This is a genomic window from Ruminococcus albus 7 = DSM 20455, from assembly GCF_000179635.2.
GTDB lineage: Bacteria > Bacillota > Clostridia > Oscillospirales > Ruminococcaceae > Hominimerdicola > Hominimerdicola alba.
This window is the reverse complement of the sequence record NC_014833.1, coordinates 1613874-1636236: the sequence shown is the minus strand read 5'-3', so window position 1 is coordinate 1636236 and position 22363 is coordinate 1613874. Positions and strand designations below refer to the sequence as shown.

Genomic DNA, 22363 nt, shown 5'->3' with positions numbered 1-22363 from the left:
TTCTGTATCATATGAGAAGTTCGACGTTAGTTACATCGTCATCGACAGGCCATTCGATACCACATTTTTCAGCAAGTTCCAGAACATTCTTGACGGTATGATGAGAATGTCCTACGCTTGCAGCTGTTTGCCTCAGACTGTAACCAATACTAGTAAACCTGAGTATCTCTTTGTAGTCCACCATATGATAGACCTCCTTGATATGTAGTCACGTCATTGACGTGCCATATCAAGTATATCATATTTTGCCGTGCAGTGCCCGTGGGCAGTCAGCGGCAAGCGTGGGCAAAATGTCCGTGCAGCTGTGGCAGTCGGAGCGGTATATATAAGCCTGATATAGTTCTATTACCTCATATCCATCATTATTCTTGCCTAGTTTGTTGTAAGTTATTATGTAAAAACTATTGTTTTAATACTGGTAATACTGCGGATAATCCTTTGCAACAACGTCCTCTATAAAATCTAAGTCGTTTTCAAAATTGTCCAGCACTTCGCTTTCAATCTGAAAATTGTACCTATATGTCAAATCATTTGTATGTTCGTACATATCCTTGATCCCGTCATACATCTTGCGACGAAAATCATCCAAGCCTTCATACAGGACATACGACGCTTTACCGAACAATCATCAAAGTCAAAACTCCACTCCATTTGAGATAAGAGATCCTAATCTTCTTCTAGTACAAAGAGCACCCCTGCCAAGATGTAATCTCAGCAAGGGGTGATTTTTTTAGGTTACGTTTTATAAATAAAGTAGTATCCATCAAGATGATATATTCATCTTCGATCAGATCATTTCAACACATAACCGACACGGAAACGATCATCAACTATATACTACAACGATCACGCTTCATTGTAAGTCCATTAAACCGTCAGTACTTCGAAGCTTTCGAATCCAATATATTATAAGAGCCAATATGTACAATTATGTAATATAGATACTTACAATAATGATCAATTTACGGTTCGTTATTATCCGAGTCTGTATATGCCGGGATTGTTATTCTGCCTAAAAGAGGTATCGTTTGAATATAAATATGAATATTGCGGATAAGTTGCGATCAGATCACCGCTTGCCAATCCATTATTTCTATAATCATTATAGCTGTAATGAGTTGAGTTCTTCTTATACCTATATACATCACCATGCTCGTTGCCAAGATAAGCATACTGAAGATGATCGGAATCATCTACAACATTCATATCATCTGGAGAAAATACAAGATTTGCTTTATCTCCATTCCATACCTTACCATGTGTATGAACATAAGCAACGGCATCTGAAGAATTTATTTCATTCCAATTATCATCGCCTAATTCACCATTAACACTGTTTCTGACAGGTCCCCAAACAATATGATTAAATGTATATTTGTTTCCAACCTTTACAATGCCTGCACCATACTCTCTGTTCTGATTAACTGACATGCCGTTATAAGCAATTATAAAATCTTTTGCTGCTTCATCAATAGAAGAATACTGATGTCTTGCTTTGACTCTGCTTTGTGCTTGACTAATCAGATTCGGATAATTATTTGGGCTGCTCCAAAGCTGCCTACCATCTTTTTTTCGCCTAAGTCTCAGAATTCCGTCATTACCGAGCGAGAGAATATAATCTGAAAATGGACGATTGCTTGTTTTGGATTGCCAGATCCAACGAGATGAACTATTATAGACAACAAGGTTTCCATCCTGCTGTAATGCAAGGTATGCTCCGGGATTATTTTGTGTATATGTTGCCCAGATTACAATATTCTTTACTGGTGTTTTGTAATATACAACAAAATTACCGTCTTTCTGCATGATAGCGAAGTATTTGCCATCTGGAGAGGTCAACTGCTGACCTTTGCTAAGTAGGGTGTTATTCTTCGAAGTACAGGAGATAGAACTGCCTCTATTATTATTAGTCATCTTTTGTAATGACACTACATCGGCAATATTTACATTTCCATCACCATTTATATCAGCATTACCACGGTTGATTGACACGTCTTTGTAAACAACATAACGTTGCAGAAGATTCACGTCATTATTATCGACTCTGTTATCGTTGTTAACATCACCGATAAAATTACTTGCTGATGCTGTCAGGCAAGTCGATGATGCACATGTAAATAAAGTGACTACTGCTAAAGCCGAAGCCAGTTTTTTATTAAAATTAGTCATAATATTATAATTCCTTTTTTCTTTATTACTTTTAAATTTTAACCCATCAGAGCTAGCACTTGGGTTTTGTATGTAAAATGTTTGATCAAATCATTTATGAAATTATATCATACAGTTTCATAAAAATCAATAATATACGATTTGAATTGTTACAAATTACATATTTATATATGATTTGTTGTAAGTTTTGATACAGTGCGCGCAGTCTTAATAATTGTAGGCTCATACTCATACAAAAGAAATATAAATTAGATTAAACTAAAACGTTAGCGATGTAGTAACACCAAAGCCCTCTTCAAAAAAGTGGACTCGGGGGTGTTATGTTCTGCTGGTTTTTATGCCGTTTTCAGTTCAAAAAGAGAAATTCCAAGTCGGTTTTCTGAGATCTTAGCAAAAAGCTTCTTTATGTTGTATGCAAGTCCCAGCAAAAGGAACTCAGTTGAAAAAGAGTCGTTCATGTGGCCGTAGATGAGTATCTTCATCATGATATCCTCGGGTATGGCGCCATTCCACTTATAATGCTTGACGCCATTTTTGTTTAGCAGAACAAGAGTTACATAATAAGTATTTGTGTCCTTATCGTATTTCAGTCCGATACAGGTCTTCTTGATATCCAAAGGCTGATCGGCTCTATAACTTAAAATGCTCTTATCTCCTCTTAATATTTCTTTGAGATTATTTTTAAAGCTTCCGCAGGCGTGATATGGAAAACTCTCTGTTATACGCTGTAAAATTGTTGACCGCTTTGAAACCTGACCCTTTGTTTTCATAGCATTTTGCATTCGCAGGTATCGCTGTCACCATTGTACAGCCAACAACCACAGACATAACCAGTGAAACTAATTTTTTTGTATTAAACATAACATCATCCTTCTTCTCTTTGTATATAATTAATTTTTATGACTTTGAACCATCACGCTCATTCTTGATCTTCTCTCCTGCGATGTATGCGGCACTTGCTACACATGATCCACCACTCGTTCGAGTGACCATTTTGACGTTGAAATGATATATTGCGGGTATACACCTTCTTTCGGTTTGGATTAATCTTGATATGCACATATGTTTGATTTGTATATATTATATCACGAACGTTCTTGCTTGTCAATTGAAACGAGTACAATTATACGGACTATAAAAAGGGCTGTTGCAGCCCCTTTTATAAGTTATAATGCTTCCTCAAACTGGAAATCCTCTCTGTTTCATTAGCACGCCCTTGTCCATTTCACATACAGTATCGCATAATACAGAGATATCCTCCGCAGAGTGCGAAGCAATCAGAATTGTTTTGCCCTGTGCTTTGAGGTCAAGGAGGTATTTCCGCATATCCGCAACACCCTCCTTGTCAAGCCCGTTCATTGGCTCGTCGAGAATCAGCAGATCGGGATTTTCCATGATTGCCTGAGCCAGCCCCAAACGCTGCCGCATTCCGAGAGAATATTTCCGCACATGGCGTTTCAGGTCGGGATCAAGTCCGACCGTTTGCATGGTACTGCGAATCTTGTCTTTGCTGATTCGCTTATTCAAATCAGCAAGCAGCTTTAGATTCCGATAACCTGAATAATACGGAATAAACCCCGGTGTTTCGATAATCAGACCGACCGATTCCGGAAAATCGCAGTCCTTTCCGATCTGTTTTCCGGCAACGGTCACACTGCCTGCAGTCGGGCGCACAAATCCGCAGATGCACTTCATCAGCATTGTTTTGCCGCTGCCGTTCCTGCCGATCAGCCCGTGAATCTTGCCGGATTCTAATCTGATATCAATGTGTTTCAGTATCTCTGTTTTGCTGATTGTCAGCGAAAGTCCCTGAACCTCTATCATGTCAGCACCTCCGTTTGTTCAAATTCCATTCTGCGCAGCAAAAAACGGTTGACGGCAAAGAATACCGCGCTAAACACACCTAAATACAGATATGAATTCAAAATCGGGTATATCGGTTTGCGCAATATTTCGGTATAATGCAGCCAGATAATCGAATTTGCCATCGGGAACATCCACATACTATGCAGCCGTGCGGCACAGGTGATAACACCGCAAAGCAGCACGCCGTATGCAGACAAAACACCGATCGTGCGCCGCTTTAGCATGGTAAACATCAGCAAAATCATACACATCAAGAACAGATACAATGCAAGCAGCGTAAATGTGTAAAAAATCGCCTGCGGCAATGTGAGCTGATTATACAGATTGGACGGCAGCAGCTCCGCAAGAAAGCTGTCTGCTTTTTCAGGATTCCGCGCGATGAAGGTGCGTGTTGCTTCACTCCATGATAAGCTGTATTCTGTATTGCCGAGTGAGGAGAGCGTCACAAGCAGAAAAATACAGCCTAAATATGTCAGAATGCTCATGACCGCAAAGAGAATCTGCCCCCAGAACCACGCACGTTTTCCGGTGCGGGAGAGATACAGCAGAGAGTTCGATTCCAGCACAGGGTAGTCACTCATGAGGATCAGAAACACAGCCGGAAGGAGCATCACGAGCATTCCGGAATTGCCAACTGCGATCATCGGTTCAAAAATGTTCATTGGCGATCCGCTTTCGGCGGTTCGTGTGTTCAACGGCTCAACAGCGAGCGTCCGTGCAACGATCACAAGCATTAGTGCGATCATCATACGCGGATTCCGCAGCCATTTTCCCCATTCCGTTACGGCAACTGCCCAAGCCTTTTGTATGGTTCTATGTGCCACAGTCCCGCCTCCTTTGCATGATTCCGATGAAGAGAAACATCATCAACAGCGCAATGCTGCCGTGCAGTGCAAGAATCTCCGCTGTACTGTGCTCAAAAACAGAAAGCACAGAATTAGTCGGGCATACTGCCAGAAAGCGAAGCCAATTCATATTCGTTTCCGGCTGCATAAATGCTCTTGCAGAGAGTCGTGTAATCAACTGATTCCATGAATACGCCGCAAAGAACGGCAGGCAAAGTACCGTGTATTTGTTTTGTGTGATTGCTGCACAGGCAAGCGCAGGCAATGCAGATACAGCCCCGAACAGGAACATCTCCGAACATTTCAGCAAAATTGCGTGGGTAAATGCACCGGCGCATATTTTCTCCGCTATCATTTCAGGATAGCCCGCTGACTGTTCCTCTAGAAAGTAAGAAATTGCCGCAGCATCGTAGCTTTGCAGTGACGGAAACAGGATCACATCAGCAATACCAAACAGTGCAAATCCGCAGAGCATTGTCAGACCGCCTGTCAGCATTGCGCCGAAGATATGTGCTGCCGTATACCGCAGTTTTCCCTGCCTTGCGATCAGCAGGCGGCTGAGCTGTGTGCGGCGTTCATCGCAAAGAAGCGGTACATAAGCAAATGCCGCAAGCACCGGCGTAAACATTGTCACCCAGAGCGGGCTGCCTGCCGTGAACACATAGAATGCACAGTAATGCACATCCTGCTTCACCAGATCGGGGCGCATCAGTGCTGCGGGGATCGTCAGCGGATCCATTGTCAGCGGATCAAATCCGACCGTATTTGCAAAGCACATCAAAAACACACCGAGCACACAGCAGAGAAATCCCACACTGAAAACTGCCCGCCGGAGATCCACTCCGATTGACCGTAGCAGCTTCATGATTCGTCCTCACTGAAACAGATGTACTCGAAATCCGATGCCGTTTCTGCATCAAGCCAGCATACATACATCATCGTATCATTCGGATTTTGCAGCGTGAATTTCCAGACCGGCCGCGAGGTGCAGGGCTGCCCGTTTTTCAGATCGACATGACCGTTTTCATCGGGAATATACTTCTGCTGATAAACAAACTCGATTTGCAGTACATCAAATGTGACCGCTGCGGATAGATTATCACTGATTGTTTGAACTGCTGTCTGCATATCAGCGATTTTGTTGATGCTGCGTACATTTTCCAGATGCCGATACCGAAAATACGACATCATTTCATCCGGCTTGTCCGTTTCGATCATCCAAGCCCAATACGAAAGCGGGTAAATGTATTCGATGAGTCCGCGATATGAGCTGTAGCTCCAGTAATCATTCTGCAAACCACTGTACTCCGGAGTAGTGCGGAGAAGCAGCCCGCAGGCATCCGAAGTAACCTGATAGATCTCAACGGAATGCACTGCCGTTTTGACATTTTGCTCCTTCGGGTAAGGCATCTTGTCGATATAAGCTGAGAACGCAGCGACTGCATCCTGAACCGTTGTTTCACCGTTCAGAAGCTTCACTTTCTCGGTACTGTCCGGCGAAACTGTTTTCAGATATGTATACTCATCCTGCGGATAAAAGTTGTCCGGTTTCGCTTCGTTTTCTGTCAGACGCTGTGTAACGCCCCTGTTGATCAGTGCATTGCCGTGATCGAGTGCTGAGCCGATTGCGCAATATAATTTGTCTTTCGGATCATCATACCCTAATCCGTCATAATCAAGCGCACCGGATACCAACTCCGCACGGTAATCTTTCACAAGCCGAAGCGGTGTGCTGCCCCATTCAAAGTCATCATCATATGTATAGCCGCCTACATAGTGCAGATTTGACTGGTTCATTTCTCTGTCCGGAAAGATATACTGAAACACTGCCTGATAGTTCGCTTCAAATGCTTCATAATTCGTTTCGTGATGCTCCCGAACAGTAAATTCATACAGCTTGGCGGTTTCCGGAACGGAGACCGTCAAATCATCGCCGCACTGAAAATTCGGGCAGGCATTGAGCATATCTTTCAACTCGTTCAGATCACCGGAATAGACCGTAAGCTGCGGGGCATCCTGCCCGTTTGACGGGTTGCTGCTCACCGGTTCAGATTCACTTGTGCAGCCTGTCAGTAGCAGGCAGGCGCAGAGGAGACATAAGATTCGTTTCATGCTTTCCCTCCAAAAAACAGTGTACGGAATTTTGCTTCCATACACTGTTACGAATCTGATATGCAATTTTGGACAGCTCACGAAAAATTTTTTATCCGAAGTGATCGGCATACTGTCAATAGATCATCCTTCTCACGATCTGATATGATGAAAAATGCGTATTCACTGTTATTCCAGACTGCCGTTGTGCCGTTTGCCGTATGCAGAAACAGATATTCTGTACCGTCTGTATCTGTGAAATGCTCAGGTTCGCCGGTGTACGCCACATCTTGGTAATCTTTCAACAGGCATTGCCCGAACAGCAGTGACTCCTTCGGATTATTCCGGTTTGTGTAGTGAAAAAAAGTGGATTCCATGTACAGTGTGCTGGTTTGCAGCTCCGGCTCAAAATCCGCGGGGAATGCTGTGATCTCATAATAACGGTCGATTACCTTCGGCGCATCGGAGGAATCATCCACGGAAATCGTCCTGCTGAATGTATTGATAAAAAACTTATGAAGCGGAATCCGCACTGCATCAACCTGCGTGACAGTAACCGTACCGAGGACAATTAAGACACCGATGATGCAGGCTGCACGTCTGGAACCGGTTGCGATCCACTTGAAATAAGGCTTTCGCTTGCGGTGAATCAGGTTTTCCATGTTTTCAGTGAACTGCTCCGAGGGCGTGAATTCAGGCAGTTCTGCTTCTTCCAGCTTGCTGCATTCTGCATCGAATGAACGGTTCAGTGCCTCAAAATATTCTTTATCAAACTGCATATTCATCCCTCCTCCATCATCTTTTTCAGTCGTGCAGCCGCACGCTGCAATCGCTTATAGACCGCATCCTGCTTCAGATTCAGCAGCTTGGCAATCTCCTTGACGGACAGCCCGTAGATGTGATGCAGATACAGGATATCCCGCATCTCCTGCGGCAGTGCCTGCATTGCTTCGTCCAGCGAATCTGTGCGGAAGTCCTCCGAAACGGTTTCCTCAAGGAGCGGTACCACAGCCTCGCGTTTTTTCTTCCGGTATATATCGATCGCAATGTTTCTGACTATTATTACGAATTGGTTTGCCGTTTTTGGACAGATATTTTTTTCGATGCTTGAAAAATGCGTTGCGATACGCAGAAAGGCAGTCTGGACAGCGTCCTCTGCTTCTTCGCTGTTTTGTAAAATCTGATAGGCAGTGTGCAGCATCAGCTTCACATATTGATGATACAGTCGCTCAAATACTTCTTCATCTTCGTAGCTTTTCAGCAAAGGCAATATCTGTCCCTCCTCTCGGTGAGCGTTATAGTATATAGATTATCACATAACACCCGTATTGTCAAGTTCTCGTCAGTCCCCTAAATTCACTTTATTGAGCAGGGGGTATCGAAACATCTATGGAGCTTACGATTATACATATAAAAAGCGATGTTCTCCAGTATCATCGGAGAGCATCGCCTTTTATAATAGCAAAATCGTCTGTTTATCGCACTTTTGGTTTGTTCGTAAGGTGCTCGGGTAGGTTCATCAAAAAAAATAATACTGATAAACTGTCCGTTATACTAGAATCCGACCTTTGTCCCCTGCTCTGTTTCGTTGCAAGATACTGATTCACTTCTGAAAGAGCCATTGCCATTTCCAGCTCGTCTTCTGTTGTACCAATTATCTTAAGTATATCCATAATTATTACCCCCATTCTCTGCCTTTATCATCACAGCCCGTAGAATAGAAAGGACACCTGCCTCCGGCACAGCACCAATCCAAATTATACCTTCCGTTAATGTGAATTATTTCTCTGATATAGGAAGGATCACGGCACATCATGTGCATCTTTTTCGGTTTTCCGTTACTGAAATAGAGATCATTGTCTTTTCTTTTAAGTTTTTCTAATTCTGTTAAGTTCTTCATGTCTGTTTCTCCATTAGCTTTCTTCTGATAGCTTATCTGCATATTCCTGTGCTTTCCTAAGTGTATTAAAAAGCACGAAGTGATCACCTGGATATTTATTATAGTCCTCGTAATAATCTTTCTTTAGTACTTCTTCTTTGTTCGTTTCCGATTTAATTATGTTTCTTACTCCACCTGCCAATTTGCAATTAGTCGGGTAATATTACGGACACTTGTAATAGCTTTATAAACAACAAAAAACCCCGCAAACTTTACGTTTACGAGGTTTACTTGTGACATCAGTTCAAAAAAGATGATTTTTACGAGTGATTCTATAATAAAGCTCACAACAATTTAATCAATCTCGAACTTATCAGGATTTCGAATTTAAAGACCGACTGCTTTCACAATCGGTCTTTTCATATATGTACTGCTTTGAGTTTACGCAGAATTTAAAATTGCCTCAACACAGCGTTTAGCGTAAGTAGTGATGGAATTATTTTGAGTTTGCCAGTAGATTAAGTGTTTTATTATCCACCCGGCTTGCCTTCAACATATACCTCTACAATAATTCCTGATTCATCTGATTCCATCCAATAGTATTCAGGATCATATGGTAGATGTCCATTTGAATTTTTAGCACTAATACAATATGCTTTTTTTCTGCCATAATCCACATCGAATTTTCCATACTTTTGCTCAACTTCATCAAAAGTATGCCCCAAAACAGACCAATCATTATACTTTATATTCGTCTTATGAGAAATATAAAATACAACAGAAAATATGATCAACAGCACTGCTGCACTTATAATGCATATATTCTTTTTATTGATCATCTTAATAAGCTCCGTGTGCATTCGCCTGTGCTACTACTCTACTATCGTTGGGATCGTAATAGCTATCGAACATTCCGCTTTCATATTCTTCGCCAATTCCCATATCAGCACGAAGAGCACGGCTATAAAACCAATCGAAAATAGATAATGTATCTTCGAGGTATTCCGCATGAGCCTGAACTTCAGCAGCAAACATATTAAATGAAGTATCGGCAGTATATGCACTCAAAATAGCTTTTTTTTCATAGTAATCCAAGTTGCTGGAACTTGAGATGCTGATTACTTTATTATTTTCGTCAGCTATAATACTTCCAAAATTATTATTACAATCAGACAAAGCATCCGGTACTCTTCTTAACTCTTGTCTTTTTGAATAGAGTTCAGCATTTGTTAGAGGATCCGGCATAAGAATACTGTCTATCGCTTCATTGAGGTTATCTATTCCATCATAAATATGATTTAGATTATTGGGAAAAGGTATTGATGAAATTGAATAAGAATTTGCAATCTTATCCACATAGGCTTCTGCGATCAGATACGGTGCATCTGAATCAACATCCACAAAATAGGATTGTAATTCTGATGAATATGGTGCATCTGGAACGTATACAACTTTGTCTATTTCATTATACAAGTCTGATGTATCTGAGGTATTATGATAGATCACGTCATTTAATTTGCTTATATCAAACTCCACAAAAGAAATTGTAACGCCGGGCTCATTATTATCATGCTTATCATCGGAATCATATTCCTGTTCACGCATTTTGTATAATCCGTAAGTTTCTTTACCAAAGCGATTTAAAGCCATTATATACCAGTCATCATAGTAATTTTCAACTGGAAGTTCATCTCCATCATTATCTGTCAAAGTGTTAACATCACAAGATAACAGGATTTCAGACAAAGGAGTTTTACATATAACGAAATAATCATCTGTTTCTTCTGTGTAATCCATATCTACTATATCATTATTAATGTAATCAACAAGAACTGATGGATAGTTGTTTTTATGATACCTTTGATTATCCTTAGTGTTAAGGATTCCATCTCCATCCAAATCTTCAGAACCATCTCCGGGATTACTTGGATTATCATTCTGCGATGTATGAGTATTGTATTTTACATCATATGCTGCTGAAATAGCGCCGATTTTATCTTTTACTTTTATATATCTTCCACCGCACAGTCCTATTGTTCCCGCCATATCAGCATCATACTTTTCACCGAAATCAATAACATAAACGTTATTATGTGCCTGATTGATACGCATTACATAGTTATCAACTTCGGAAAACTTTTCGGCATTTGTACCGTCAGTCATTATTACAGTGGTGATTAGTTCGGAATCCTTATAGTAATTTTCGTCATGTCTTCCCAATGTCATAAGACAAATGTATGGGTTTATTCTTTTTGTGCCATTCTCACCGGATATCATCTTGCGACAATGATCATTGATCACACCTTCGCTGAAATTCTTTTTATATCCTCCTGCTCCTCCTCCACTGTAACTGAACAACAGGAAGTCATCATCACGCCACAACTCAATCATTCTGTCACAGAAAGCAATAGCGTTAGCATTCTTTTCTGAATTGCTATTTCCTGCAAATACATCTGTATATACATTGATATGGTTTCTGATATTGACACTTGTTAGATCGATATATGTCATTATATCCGGAAATGAGAATTTTTTCTTATCTACAACAGCATATGTCGAGAAATGAGTTGTATCATATGTGACTGTATTATTCTCCGTATCAACGACTGTATTTTCAAGTAAAACAAGCTTATTGTTAGCAGTATCATGCCAGATAATACCCAGGTCATTCTCATCGGTATTACCGAGTTTTGTATCATCGTAGGTGAAAGTTACCTTTGCTTTTTCAAAATTAGTTCCGAATGTTATATCAACAGGTACACCGATAAGTCCTGGAGCTGAAGATGCCAGAGAGTCAATACCGTAAACACTCTTCAGGAATGCATTGCTGTTTATGTCTCCGTTTGTTTCTGTAGAGATATGTATTGAAACAAGACCTTCCACCTCAGGTTCTTTCACATTTAAGGTAATTTCTTGAGGAACTATTTCTTCAGAGTCAATCACACCGTCACCATCGGTATCTACTTTATTAGGGTCAAATCCCATTTTGATATCAGAAAGATCGTTAAGGCCATCTTTATCTGTATCACTATTCAGAGGATCTGTACCAATAAGTATGAATTCATCATAATCATTCAGTCCATCTCCATCAGTATCCGCTTTTTGAGGATCTAATCCTAATATCTTTTCAAAATAGTTTTGTAGATTATCTCCGTCATCATCATCGAGATCGACATCTGTTCTGGAGAGATTATCCGTATTTAAATTTAAAATCTCGATGCTGTTCGATCCTATCTCACCTTCGTTATCGTATGCCGTTACAGTTAACTTGTTTATACCAATATCAAGGTTGAAATCATTTATAATCCACTTATCATTTACCTTGATTTCTCCATTAGAAATCACTTCTTCTGCAGCGTTCTTAACGAAATACTCAAGCTTTTTAACTCTGTTTTTGCCTGTTATTGAACCTCTGAGTTCATATATAGGATCAATTAGAGTGTACGTATCTAGAACATTCTTCTCAAAGCCTGTCATATCGAAATCAATGCTGATATCTTCGAACTCTGACTTACTGCTGTCATCAAGTATATTCGAATTATCTGGAACACTTGAACTTGAACTATCTTCATTTTCAAAAGAAGCTTCTGAAGAACAGTCTTCAACCTTGGGGGTGCTTTCGAGAGCTGAACTGCTTTCAATTTCGGAACTGTCATTCTCGCTGATTTCGGGAAGAACGTACTGATTGGTATCACCTGAAACGGTAATTCCGCTTAGAGAAATATCTGTTATCTCAGGAAGTTTACCACATATCTTTGTTCCGCTCACACCAAAAGACTTAGTCTCACCCGGATGAATAAAAGCGGTTGTATAATCGCTATCAACAACGTAGCTACTGCCATTCGATTCTGTTGCGTTGGCATTCCAGACACGTTCAAGAGCAAAATTTGCATTAAATCTCAACTTCCATGCCTCTATGGGTTCATCTCCGACAGCCTGTATAGCTATATTACCCGTAAATCCAGTATCCCAGTCATTCTCCACATTGAGCGTCACTGTATATTTACTTGGATCATAACTCTTTTCCTGGGACCTTAAAGCCACTGTATCCGGAAGTTCATCATCTCCTAATACTGTATAGCCGAAAGTAACGCTTTCGTTAGGTTTGACTTCATAATTATATTCATTATTCTTGATTATCGTCAGTTCATCAACTTTACCGAATACCACACCATTCCATATATTATCGATATCTCCATCGTTATCAAAACAAAGCGCCCAGTTTTTTATGGTTTCATTACTCGTATTTGTCAGTGTGAAACTAACATTGCTACTATCGCCCCATATTGAAGTGACATCACAATAAACTGTGTATCCATCTCCTATATATGTCCTGTGCTGTTTCGCCTTAGATTCAGCAAATACAGCATTTGATGGCAACAGTCCTGCTGTCATCATCAAAGCTAAGATACTGGAAATCGTGCGTTTAAGATTCTTTTCATGTTTCTTTAACATCATTTTACCTCCTGTAGATTAATTCTATTATTAAATTAACAATACACTTTAATTTTACCACGCGGGACAATTAAAGTCAATATTAATCATTGACATATTATATGTATAATACTTCAAATTACTATATGAAGTTACTAAGTTGAGAAAATTTAACTATATAACAATATGGTTATCCCCTTAACACACCACAAGTAAGATCACTGCACCAAAGCAGCCAAAAGCCTTAAATACGCACTGTTTCCCAGCTTACGACGGTTGAATTTGTAGCAGTATTCGGCAGCATATAACGCTGTGTGGATCTTTTCGTTTCCGTGGTAAGTTCCCATGATCATTGCTTTGAAGTTTGATATAACTTTATGCATCCAGTTCAGCTGACCGCTTGTTGGATCATATGTCTCAAAAACATGGAAGTATTTCTGTGCCAGCGGTTTCTTGTAACTTCGAGCATTATCACTCTCGATCTTCGAGCCTGCGCGGATATTATCCCTGGCAAATCTACCCACAGTTATGCCCTTTAAATTTGGCACATCGCTCATTTTAACGTACTCGGGATTTCCTGCTGCGTTCTTCGATAAAGCTACGATCATCTTGACTTTTTCAGTACCTCTGCCGCGCTTTTTACCGTGAGTCGGAGCACCGAGATAGGTGTCGTCAAGCTCAACTATACCGTCCAGCAAATAGCGTTTTTCACGGCATTTCATAGCTTTTCTGATGCGGTGAAGGATGTACCATGCAGTCTTGTAGGTCACTCCCAAATTTCTCATAAGTGTAACAGCAGAAACGCTGCATTTGTTGCTCATAATGAGGAATGCGGTGATTATCCACAGCCTCAGCGGAATATGTGTTCTGTGCATAAAAGTTCCGTTTGTGGCGGATATATCAGCTTTACAGAACTTGCAGCGCAGCAGATGGCGTGACCTTATCCTGCGGTACTCAGAGCCACCGCAAAACGGGCAGGCAAAGCCCTTTTCAAAGCGGATATCAAGCAGAAAATCCTTGCAAAAGCTTTCATCTGCGAACTTTGAGTATATCCCATCAAGTGTGATCTCAGGTTTCGGAAATCTTTTTGACATAGCGACAGCTCCCTTCGGTTTCTGTCACTATTATACTATATTTTCTGAGTTTTGAGGTCTGTTTATTTGGACAGCATTGTAAATTATCTGTGGTGTGTTAAAGGGATAACCATGTATAACAATTCACAAACTAACTCAAGCGATATTCGTTTTGATAATGGGTTAGTAACGTAAATTGAATATTATCCAAAAGTAAGAGTAAAATATCCCGCGTCTTCCCTCCCGTTGTCCAATGATGTATAATAAACTCCAAGAAACTTGATGTAGTAAATTGGACATTCCAAAAAACTTCAAAAAGCTCCATGTAGTAAATTAGAGTCCGTTGGACACGGGAGGTATCATTATGCAGAATAAAACAACAGAGATCGCAACGATCAGACAGGCAGTACGCCTGCAGGAATGGTCGGAACTTATCAAAGCACAGCAGGCAAGCGGCCTGACCATAAAGCAGTGGTGTGAAGAAAACGGCATCAAGCCGAACACTTACTACTGCCGGCTGAAAAAGATCCGTGAACAGTTCGTTGAAGCTCCGGCCATAGTTCCTCTCAACATTCCGCAGCAGCAGTGTCAGTCAGAGATCCACATAGGTAAAAATGATCTTCAGATCTCGTTGCCGTCAGACATCGATCCCGAAACTCTCCTCTCTCTGGTGAAAGCCCTATGCTGAACGATCTTTCTTCAAATCAGCAGGTCTACCTCGTCACCGGTTACACCGATCTGCGCCGTTCCATTGATGGACTTGCCATGATAATACAGGGGCAGCTCAGACTCGATCCGTTCAGCAGCGCTCTCTTTCTGTTCTGCGGCAGACGACGTGACCGCATAAAAGGTCTCCTGTGGGAGCGAGACGGATTTCTTTTGTTGTACAAGCGCTTAGACAACGGTCAGTTTCAATGGCCTCGCAATGAAACCGAGGCAAAACTGCTGACACCTCAGCAGACAAGATGGCTGCTTGAAGGCCTGACGATCGATCAGCCGAAAGCGATCAGAGACGGTCAACCAGGGCTTATCTATTGAACGAAAAGCAAGGAGAATTTGCCTATTTTCCTTGCTTTTTCGCTTGTATTGTGGTATAATATATGTATAGTTTAAGGAACGGAGGGAGCAGTATGTCTGAGCTGAATTCAGTAAAAAATGACATGACAATGGCACAGGAAAATGCTGCGCTCCGTTCAAGAGTTGCCGTGCTTGAAGAAGAGCTTGCCTTTGTACAGGAACAGCTGACTTGGCTCAAAAAACAGGTGTTCGGACGCAAGACCGAGCAAAGCTCTGTCATACTGGATAACTGCACACAGCTCTCTCTGTTTCCGGAGGAAGAGAAGCCGCAGACACAGAACATAGCTGAGTCAGTCACAGTCCCTGAGCATAAACGCAGAAAGAAGCGTACTCACGATGACTGGATGGAAACAATGGATTTCGAGATAGTCGAGCATAAGGAAGATCATCCCGTTTGTGAGAACTGCGGTTCTGAAATGAAGGAGATAGGTCAGGAAAAGGCGTATGACGAACTTGTCTACACGCCTGCAAAGTTCCATGTCCGCAGACATATCGTGTATACCTACAAATGCCCTGAGTGCGGCGAAAAGCCTGAGAACGATGCAGATCATTCTGAAGACATCGAGCGCTGCAATATCCGCCGTGCTGAGTACCCTAAGCCTATGATACCAGGCAGCTTCTGTTCACCGGAACTGCTGGCGCACATCATCTATGAAAAATATGCAAAGGCCGTTCCGCTGCATCGTCAGGAGAAAGATCTTGCATCAAAGCATATCCCTCTGCTGAAAGCTACCATGTCTAACTGGGTATGTACAGCAGCTGAGAAGTGGTGTATGCCGATAGTGCAGGAAATGCACAGGCTGTTGCTTTGCGGAGACGTCGTCCATGCAGACGAGACACGCATACAGGTGTTGCATGAGGAAGGCAGGAAGGCAACGGCTGAATCGAAGATGTGGGTATACTGCAATGGAAAGATGAATGACCGCAGCATCGTCATTTTCGACTACAAGCCTACCCGCAAGGGAAAGAATGCACAGGCGTTTCTGAAAGGCTTTGACGGATATCTGGTGCGTGACGGATACAGCGGATATCATGTGGTTACTGGTGTAAAGCACTGTGGCTGCATGACTCATGCCCGAAGGTATTTCGTCAATGCACTGCCTAAGGATAAGTCTGCACAGGAAACGTCGATTGCAGCAGAAGCGGTCAGATACTTTGAGCGGATATACCATGAAGAAAACCTGCTGTCAGGCATGACGGCTGAGAAAAGATATGAGCAGCGTCTGGCAAAGGTCAAGCCTTTGCTCGATGCTTTCTTTGCGTGGCTTGAAACGCTTCAGGTCAGCGGAAAGAGTGCTCTTGCCAAGGCAGTAGCTTATGCGCTGAATGAAAAACCGTATCTATACACGTTTCTGGAAAACGGGAATGTTCCGATAGACAATAACCGTGCCGAAAATGCCATAAGGCCCTTTGCTGTTGGCAGAAAGAACTGGATGCACAGCAATACGGCGAACGGTGCGAAAGCAAGCGCAGCGCTGTATTCAATCGTTGCAACGGCTCAGGCTAACGGGCTGAACACAGAGCAGTATCTGACAGAGCTGTTCTCACAGCCGGCAGGAACAATTCTCCTTCCATTCACTATATGATATTCAGACAGGCTCACCTTGGTGAGCCTGTTTCTTTGATAGCATATGTTAGCGGTTGACGCTTACTATTGAAGTACCTGTCTTTTCCTTTATGTATTCATGCAATTAATCAAGCTTTGTGTGGTACGTAGTTTTTGAAAGTAGAAATATAGTCATTTTTGTATTCTTTTCTTTCATCGCCGAACCAATGACCGTTTTTATAGTTGCTGGTAGTGCGGACATCAAGGTGGATCGCACCGCCGTACATCAGACCTATGCCTGTGAATCCGATCTGTTCTGCTGCCCATGCAACTGTTAAGCAAGGGATCACATTGCCGTTTTTGTCATAGCAAACGACATCTGCTGCCAAACCGCGGGTATGTGCATCATCGTAACCGCCGCCAACTGCAACAGAACAATTAGGATCACGGTAACCGGAGTTTACGATGATCTTTGAACAGTTCAGTTTGGTATAGAGCTGCTCCAGCTTGTTGATGAGGTTCTGATCAATTGTATGGGTATTACCGCAATCGCAGGCAAATTCTCTTGAGTGGAAATGTGGAGAGAGCTGACCGTCTACAGGATCTGTTATAATCGGACCTTGATTGATACTGTAACCGTGGTTATTTTTGCTTGACCATGTGGTAGCATAGTTATAATTTCTGGAAGTGATCTTGATCTCGCCCTCATCGCTTATTGTAAGATAAGCGCCCTTTTTGCCGTTTGTCTGAGTGTTCCAGATAGGCTTTCCGTCGGATCTGTAGATAACAAAGTTGCCGTCACCCTGAAGAACGCACTTTGTACCGCCTCTGTTCTCGGTCTGAGAGCTCCAGATAGGTGAGTATGCCTTATCAGTGGTCTTGTTGTAATGATAAATAACGAGGTTGCCGTCGTTTTGGAACACAAGTACATAATTCTGAGAAGGTGATTTATAGAATTTACCCTGTACCAGATCTGCGTTGCCGTTCTTTGCGTCAACAACTGTGTTTACGCTGATAACTGCTGCGTCTGCAACGACTGCGTTACCAAGTACAGCACTACCAATTGTGCTGTTTGCGGGTATAGCAGCTGCCATTGAGAACATACAGCCTGTTGCTGCCAAAGTGCTGATGACCTTCTTCATTGTTCCTGTTACGTTGTTTGTTTTCATTTTGTTTCTTCCTTTCAGATTTTAAAATTTTAGGTTCCAACTCAAATGCAGTTTACAAAATCCGATATTTTTTCCTGTTCAGAACGAACTGATAATCAAGTGAATTACCCAAATGCTCTGCTTGGAAATTACGGATTTTAGTTTGTTGCATCTCGTTGTTTGACTGTACTTGAAGTATAGCACACCGTGGCAGGAAAGTCAGTTTTTTGAGAGTGAGCGGTAGAAAAATCGGAGTGAGTGGAAATATACTTTAAAAATAAAAAGGACCGTGCAGGGATATTATCCCGTACACGATCCGTATTTGGGGAATCAAGTCCGATCTTCGCGTATCGAACTTTTATCAGAAGCAGTTTGTATCAATAAGCTCGCCGTTATCAAAACGCCAGAAGTATGAGCTGCCGGTGTATAATCCATCAAGGGGTTCGCCGTTTTTGTCATAAGCATACAGCTTGTCGCCCTTTCTTCCGAATGCGATAGCCATAGATGTGTTAGGTCTGTGCAAAATAACTTTGCCCTCAGAGTCTATGTAGAACCAGATGTGATGAACATTGGGCAGATTTCTGATATTGATACGAGTGGTCATATACCATTCATCCTTTATAATATTGCCCTCAAGATCTTTACATCGAGCTATTAAAAAACAGGCGGATACTTCATTATTATGGTATCTGCCTGTTTTCGTATGTATTACGTATAAAATCCGTTTTCATCAGGCTCACCAAAACAACTATGACAGGTATATGGTTTAGAAACCTCACTTATCCCGTCAGCAGTCAATTTCAGTTCCCGTGTGATAAACGGGAATATCCTGCAATGACTTATCATTAAAACGCCCATCTTCGGATTCTCGTGGATAACCTTATTGATAAGATTGCTTATATGCCTTGCGTTTACAAAGTCAAGGTTGTTAAGCGGTTCGTCTATAATCAGCAAATCCGAATCTGAACGGGTTGCAATGACAGAGAATACTTGGAGAAGCCGTTGCTCACCACCGCTGAATTTGCCAGGGCGAGACTTGGCATCAAAAATTCTGCTGTTATCTCCTCGGCGTGGAAGCCATTCGTCAATAAGGTCATTGACCTCTGAATAGCTCATGTAGCTTTCAGAATGAGCTTCACCGCTGTTACTGATGACATCTCTTACCTGTATGCGTCCCATTTCGGAATATTCATCTTTCTGTGGTATGTATGCAATACTCGAACGATACCGCTGGAGTTCAGTATCATCTAACGCCATGATATTTCCGAAGCTATGGTGAATGATCTCTCCGCCTATTTTCTTGCCCTCTGTTTCCAAACGCATAATGCTTTTCAAGATTGAGCTTTTGCCGATACCATTTTCGCCTGATAGCAAAACTACTTCACCGCTGCCGACATCAAAGGAAATGTTCTGCATCAACACCCGTTGTTTGAGCTGTATTGATAGGTTATTTATGCTGATAATGCTTTCCATGATTATTTCCTCCATAACCGTCTATTGATTATTGTAGCCGCTGTAAATAGTGTTATCAGCTCGATCAACGGTATCCATATTACAAGTATTATTCTAATAGCTGTAATATCAGCGAATAGGAATACTATGCTTGATAGGGCAAAAGCGAATATTATAGTAATGACTCCTGACCTACATATATAACTATGATACGCTTGATTCAGCTTTTTCTTCTCAAATCCGAGCATTACAAGCCTGCGAAAATTACAAGCTATCGTAATATCGACGTTTTCAAAGCGGTCACTCAGCAGAACTGTTGTTGTCCTCGAATTACCGCCTGCGTTTACAGCAGTTTTAGTCAGAAAGAAGGGGAACACCTTATCAATCCCATTGCTCCCAGGCAATTCGCTTATCTGCTCAAAAGACGGCTCAGGAGCGATAAAGTCAATATTTGTGTTTTTATAAACGCTCTGCGAATTATAGTTATCCGCAATCTGAGAAATAAACGGGAACACAAACAACAGTCCGGCTACTACAGCAATGACAGCACTCAGGATTATTGATAATAAGGCTCTGTGCCTGATCCAATAGCCTGTCATTACTCTTCCTCCGTCTTTTCTTCTTTTTTCTCTACAAATATCAGAGTACTCTGTTTATCATATGAAGGATCAACATTATCATCGAATACAAGTGTCATCGGAACTTCACCAACTGCGTTCGGGACAAACTGGATAACACATTCCTGATCGACTGATGTTTTAGATGCATTAGCTGTAAATTCGTATGTAGTGACATTGTTCACTGCATCGAAGTTATACTTAATCTTTGTCCAATATTCAGCAAGAGCTTGGTCAGCTTGTTCATAGTTGCCGCCTGTTCCTAATCGTTTATCGGTCATTCTCGGTATTTTCACCTCTGCTTTAGCATAGGGAGAAAAATCCGGTACTGCATTCTGATATGTAACTTTTGTAATTTTTGTTCCGTCTGGAAGCTCTATTGGTTCGTTAAGGACAAAATCCGATTCGCCCCTTTTTCCTGTCCATTTTCCTTTTTTGCCATCTTTAGGAACTTGCTTCAAACGATCATTATATTTGGTGTATGGTGTGCTATACTTATGATAATATTCTTCTATTGTGCCGTCAATTGCTCCGTATATAGCTCCCCACATATAGCCGTCCGCACCATTTTCAACTGCTTTTTGAGCTGCTGAAACTCCTACTTTTTCCCAATCAATATTGTTCCAATCAATATCGGCGGCATCAGTAGATGTAAATGCTTTGATAGTATCTTTTGTGGTATATACCATTCCTGCCGTTGCGAGCAGAACTTTCACACCTGCCCAAGCTAAGTGTACTCCTTCTGCGACACCCACGCTCGATGTTCCACCGGAAGGAATTGCACCGACCAAAGAAACAATTGATACAATCATTCCAACAGTAGCCAATGCAAACCCGGTTACAGCAGCTATTCGTCCAGTCTCATCGATTTCATTGCCAGCACCAGTAAAAGCTCCAAACACTGTTCCGACCACAGCACCTGATTTTGCAAACTGAAGAGATTCATCAGCAGCGGCTACAACAAGGCTGGCGATTGGCTTAGGAACACCAACTTTTTTTACAACAGCAAGTGTGACAATTACACCAGTACCTATCGCTACTTTTGTTAGTACTGATTTAATATCAACTCCATCACCAAATATTTGCGCTGTTTGGCTGTTCTCAGAAAAGTCTTCAAGATGTTCTTGAGGTACATAGATAGTCTTACACATTGTTACTTCATCGATCATATCTTCTTCCAGCAACAACTCTGTAATTTTATCTTCGGCTATGACAAATTCCTGCAAATAGACCTCAGTTGTGATAAACTCATGGAGTATATCCTCTGTAATAATGTTTTCAACCTCAATGTTCTCCGTAACCGTCTGCGGATTTGCATCTGAAATAGTAGGAGTTGGCGGTGCATTAGAGCAACCAACGGTCATAAGCAAAATCGAGACAACTAACATCAACGATATTAGCCTGTTAAACAGAATGCGTCTTATTAACATCATATCACCCCTAAACAAATAATCAAAATTCGCAATGTGACAAATTACAATTATTCATATTAATACTATATCATATTTTGGCAAGAAAGTCAATTGATTTCATCCCGGTTCTACATTAAAGAAATAGATTTATTTATCATCTATAATCAACTTTATTTCCACTGAAATCAAAGTTAGTTACTCCTCTTTTCATCAGTTTGTTTAATCTATCACATAGTCAATTGTACATAAGGTAGAAAATATAAAACAAGCATATCACTTCAAATGGTGTTATTACTAAGACATATGTTAGACTAAAGTATTCAAATGTTCCTAATAACTTCCCTGGTTCAGAAAATACAAGCTATAATCTACTTGTAGATTTCGGAATGGTAGGTGCAAAGGAATCGACGGTTACATCCAAAATTCTATTCAAGCGCATAACACTGCAATAAAAGAGTATAAGAAAAGACCGATTGTTCAGAACAGTCAGTCTTTTCTGTACATATTATCTTTTATCAAGATCAGATAATCTGTATTTCTGTTATTAATTCTGGCTTGATAAATATTCGTCGTAGAATACTGGATCAAAGCCAAATTCATTAGGTTCAATGAAAAATTTCGAAGCTGTGTATACGCCGGCGTGTGAGAACCACCTGCACGGTGTTTCAGAGCCAGTCTGCCGCTGTTTGAGAGCCACCTTGCCAGACATGAGAGCCACTTCGATAATCTGCATGACGGAGTGAGCTTTTATGCC

General features: G+C 41.4%; 23 protein-coding genes. 3 read left to right on the top strand and 20 right to left on the bottom strand.

Going from position 1 to position 22363, the window contains the following annotated elements:
* Positions 1 to 7 precede the first annotated feature (7 nt).
* From RUMAL_RS07300 to RUMAL_RS07225, 15 genes are all read right to left on the bottom strand, one after another.
* Entirely contained in the window at positions 8 to 184 is a 177-nt protein-coding gene (locus RUMAL_RS07300; protein ID WP_013498116.1) for a hypothetical protein, read from the bottom strand.
* Positions 185 to 409: 225 nt separating this feature from the next.
* Entirely contained in the window at positions 410 to 625 is a 216-nt protein-coding gene (locus RUMAL_RS07295; RefSeq protein WP_013498115.1) for a hypothetical protein, read from the bottom strand.
* Positions 626 to 975: 350 nt separating this feature from the next.
* Positions 976 to 2169: a DUF4329 domain-containing protein gene (locus RUMAL_RS07290; protein ID WP_013498114.1), complete on the bottom strand. Its 1194-nt coding sequence runs from the start codon at positions 2167 to 2169 to the stop codon at positions 976 to 978.
* Between the two features lie 335 nt (positions 2170 to 2504).
* Positions 2505 to 2939 carry a hypothetical protein gene (locus RUMAL_RS22140; RefSeq protein ID WP_193384654.1) on the bottom strand — a complete coding sequence of 145 codons (435 nt, stop codon included), beginning with the start codon at positions 2937 to 2939 and terminating at the stop codon, positions 2505 to 2507.
* 409 nt (positions 2940 to 3348) lie between these two features.
* Positions 3349 to 3993 (bottom strand): ATP-binding cassette domain-containing protein, encoded by a 645-nt coding sequence (locus tag RUMAL_RS07275; RefSeq protein WP_013498112.1) that lies wholly within the window; start codon positions 3991 to 3993, stop codon positions 3349 to 3351.
* Entirely contained in the window at positions 3990 to 4859 is an 870-nt protein-coding gene (locus RUMAL_RS07270; protein ID WP_013498111.1) for a hypothetical protein, read from the bottom strand. Before RUMAL_RS07270 ends, RUMAL_RS07275 begins: the two co-directional genes overlap by 4 nt.
* Entirely contained in the window at positions 4849 to 5658 is an 810-nt protein-coding gene (locus RUMAL_RS07265) for a hypothetical protein (protein ID WP_028504398.1), read from the bottom strand. Before RUMAL_RS07265 ends, RUMAL_RS07270 begins: the two co-directional genes overlap by 11 nt.
* Positions 5659 to 5741: 83 nt before the next feature.
* Entirely contained in the window at positions 5742 to 6992 is a 1251-nt protein-coding gene (locus RUMAL_RS07260; protein WP_013498109.1) for a hypothetical protein, read from the bottom strand.
* A gap of 77 nt (positions 6993 to 7069) precedes the next feature.
* Complete coding sequence (locus RUMAL_RS07255; RefSeq protein WP_013498108.1) at positions 7070 to 7750, bottom strand: hypothetical protein; 681 nt, start codon at positions 7748 to 7750, stop codon at positions 7070 to 7072.
* Positions 7751 to 7752: 2 nt separating this feature from the next.
* Positions 7753 to 8241: an RNA polymerase sigma factor gene (locus RUMAL_RS07250; RefSeq protein WP_013498107.1), complete on the bottom strand. Its 489-nt coding sequence runs from the start codon at positions 8239 to 8241 to the stop codon at positions 7753 to 7755.
* 205 nt (positions 8242 to 8446) lie between these two features.
* Complete coding sequence (locus RUMAL_RS22050) at positions 8447 to 8644, bottom strand: hypothetical protein (protein ID WP_013498106.1); 198 nt, start codon at positions 8642 to 8644, stop codon at positions 8447 to 8449.
* 5 nt (positions 8645 to 8649) lie between these two features.
* Positions 8650 to 8913: a hypothetical protein gene (locus tag RUMAL_RS07240; protein ID WP_013498105.1), complete on the bottom strand. Its 264-nt coding sequence runs from the start codon at positions 8911 to 8913 to the stop codon at positions 8650 to 8652.
* Positions 8914 to 9380: 467 nt separating this feature from the next.
* A complete protein-coding gene (locus RUMAL_RS07235; RefSeq protein WP_013498104.1) occupies positions 9381 to 9689 on the bottom strand; it encodes a hypothetical protein in 309 nt (102 codons plus the stop codon).
* 1 nt (position 9690) lies between these two features.
* Entirely contained in the window at positions 9691 to 13308 is a 3618-nt protein-coding gene (locus RUMAL_RS07230; protein WP_080557271.1) for a cellulose binding domain-containing protein, read from the bottom strand.
* A gap of 194 nt (positions 13309 to 13502) precedes the next feature.
* Complete coding sequence (locus RUMAL_RS07225; protein ID WP_013498102.1) at positions 13503 to 14378, bottom strand: IS1595 family transposase; 876 nt, start codon at positions 14376 to 14378, stop codon at positions 13503 to 13505.
* Between the two features lie 343 nt (positions 14379 to 14721).
* On the opposite strand from RUMAL_RS07225, the gene tnpA reads away from it, so the two are divergent.
* The 3 genes from tnpA (at position 14722) to tnpC (ending at position 17020) form a co-directional block, all read left to right on the top strand.
* Positions 14722 to 15045 (top strand): IS66 family insertion sequence element accessory protein TnpA, encoded by a 324-nt coding sequence (gene tnpA, locus RUMAL_RS07220; protein ID WP_013498101.1) that lies wholly within the window; start codon positions 14722 to 14724, stop codon positions 15043 to 15045.
* On the top strand, positions 15039 to 15395 hold the full coding sequence (gene tnpB / locus RUMAL_RS07215; protein ID WP_013498100.1) for an IS66 family insertion sequence element accessory protein TnpB: 357 nt from the start codon (positions 15039 to 15041) through the stop codon (positions 15393 to 15395). The genes tnpA and tnpB overlap by 7 nt, the downstream gene beginning before the upstream one ends.
* 92 nt (positions 15396 to 15487) lie before the next feature.
* Positions 15488 to 17020, top strand: a complete 1533-nt coding sequence (tnpC, locus tag RUMAL_RS07210) for an IS66 family transposase (RefSeq protein WP_013498099.1) — start codon at positions 15488 to 15490, stop codon at positions 17018 to 17020.
* Between the two features lie 109 nt (positions 17021 to 17129).
* Here tnpC and RUMAL_RS07205 read toward each other — a convergent pair whose 3' ends face one another.
* The 5 genes from RUMAL_RS07205 to RUMAL_RS20665 form a co-directional block, all read right to left on the bottom strand.
* Positions 17130 to 18149 carry a D-Ala-D-Ala carboxypeptidase family metallohydrolase gene (locus tag RUMAL_RS07205; RefSeq protein WP_013498098.1) on the bottom strand — a complete coding sequence of 340 codons (1020 nt, stop codon included), beginning with the start codon at positions 18147 to 18149 and terminating at the stop codon, positions 17130 to 17132.
* Between the two features lie 340 nt (positions 18150 to 18489).
* Positions 18490 to 18732 carry a hypothetical protein gene (locus RUMAL_RS07200; protein WP_013498097.1) on the bottom strand — a complete coding sequence of 81 codons (243 nt, stop codon included), beginning with the start codon at positions 18730 to 18732 and terminating at the stop codon, positions 18490 to 18492.
* 104 nt (positions 18733 to 18836) lie between these two features.
* Entirely contained in the window at positions 18837 to 19601 is a 765-nt protein-coding gene (locus tag RUMAL_RS07195; RefSeq protein ID WP_013498096.1) for an ATP-binding cassette domain-containing protein, read from the bottom strand.
* Positions 19602 to 19603: 2 nt separating this feature from the next.
* Positions 19604 to 20179, bottom strand: coding sequence for a hypothetical protein (locus RUMAL_RS07190; protein ID WP_013498095.1), 576 nt, complete (start codon positions 20177 to 20179; stop codon positions 19604 to 19606).
* Positions 20179 to 21630 carry a hypothetical protein gene (locus tag RUMAL_RS20665; protein WP_154662822.1) on the bottom strand — a complete coding sequence of 484 codons (1452 nt, stop codon included), beginning with the start codon at positions 21628 to 21630 and terminating at the stop codon, positions 20179 to 20181. Before RUMAL_RS20665 ends, RUMAL_RS07190 begins: the two co-directional genes overlap by 1 nt.
* Positions 21631 to 22363: the final 733 nt, after the last annotated feature.

Bases quoted from the DNA above. Each gene is read 5' to 3' on its own strand.
- RUMAL_RS07300 (WP_013498116.1), bottom strand. From the start codon at position 184: ATGGTGGACTACAAAGAGATACTCAGGTTTACTAGTATTGGTTACAGT.
- RUMAL_RS07290 (WP_013498114.1), bottom strand. From the start codon at position 2,169: ATGACTAATTTTAATAAAAAACTGGCTTCGGCTTTAGCAGTAGTCACT.
- RUMAL_RS22140 (WP_193384654.1), bottom strand. From the start codon at position 2,939: ATGAAAACAAAGGGTCAGGTTTCAAAGCGGTCAACAATTTTACAGCGT.
- RUMAL_RS07275 (WP_013498112.1), bottom strand. From the start codon at position 3,993: ATGATAGAGGTTCAGGGACTTTCGCTGACAATCAGCAAAACAGAGATA.
- RUMAL_RS07265 (WP_028504398.1), bottom strand. From the start codon at position 5,658: ATGTGCTTTGCAAATACGGTCGGATTTGATCCGCTGACAATGGATCCG.
- RUMAL_RS07260 (WP_013498109.1), bottom strand. From the start codon at position 6,992: ATGAAACGAATCTTATGTCTCCTCTGCGCCTGCCTGCTACTGACAGGC.
- RUMAL_RS07255 (WP_013498108.1), bottom strand. From the start codon at position 7,750: ATGCAGTTTGATAAAGAATATTTTGAGGCACTGAACCGTTCATTCGAT.
- RUMAL_RS22050 (WP_013498106.1), bottom strand. From the start codon at position 8,644: ATGGATATACTTAAGATAATTGGTACAACAGAAGACGAGCTGGAAATG.
- RUMAL_RS07240 (WP_013498105.1), bottom strand. From the start codon at position 8,913: ATGCAGATAAGCTATCAGAAGAAAGCTAATGGAGAAACAGACATGAAG.
- RUMAL_RS07235 (WP_013498104.1), bottom strand. From the start codon at position 9,689: ATGATCAATAAAAAGAATATATGCATTATAAGTGCAGCAGTGCTGTTG.
- RUMAL_RS07230 (WP_080557271.1), bottom strand. From the start codon at position 13,308: ATGATGTTAAAGAAACATGAAAAGAATCTTAAACGCACGATTTCCAGT.
- RUMAL_RS07225 (WP_013498102.1), bottom strand. From the start codon at position 14,378: ATGTCAAAAAGATTTCCGAAACCTGAGATCACACTTGATGGGATATAC.
- tnpA (WP_013498101.1), top strand. From the start codon at position 14,722: ATGCAGAATAAAACAACAGAGATCGCAACGATCAGACAGGCAGTACGC.
- tnpB (WP_013498100.1), top strand. From the start codon at position 15,039: ATGCTGAACGATCTTTCTTCAAATCAGCAGGTCTACCTCGTCACCGGT.
- tnpC (WP_013498099.1), top strand. From the start codon at position 15,488: ATGTCTGAGCTGAATTCAGTAAAAAATGACATGACAATGGCACAGGAA.
- RUMAL_RS07205 (WP_013498098.1), bottom strand. From the start codon at position 18,149: ATGAAAACAAACAACGTAACAGGAACAATGAAGAAGGTCATCAGCACT.
- RUMAL_RS07200 (WP_013498097.1), bottom strand. From the start codon at position 18,732: ATGACCACTCGTATCAATATCAGAAATCTGCCCAATGTTCATCACATC.
- RUMAL_RS07195 (WP_013498096.1), bottom strand. From the start codon at position 19,601: ATGGAAAGCATTATCAGCATAAATAACCTATCAATACAGCTCAAACAA.
- RUMAL_RS07190 (WP_013498095.1), bottom strand. From the start codon at position 20,179: ATGACAGGCTATTGGATCAGGCACAGAGCCTTATTATCAATAATCCTG.
- RUMAL_RS20665 (WP_154662822.1), bottom strand. From the start codon at position 21,630: ATGATGTTAATAAGACGCATTCTGTTTAACAGGCTAATATCGTTGATG.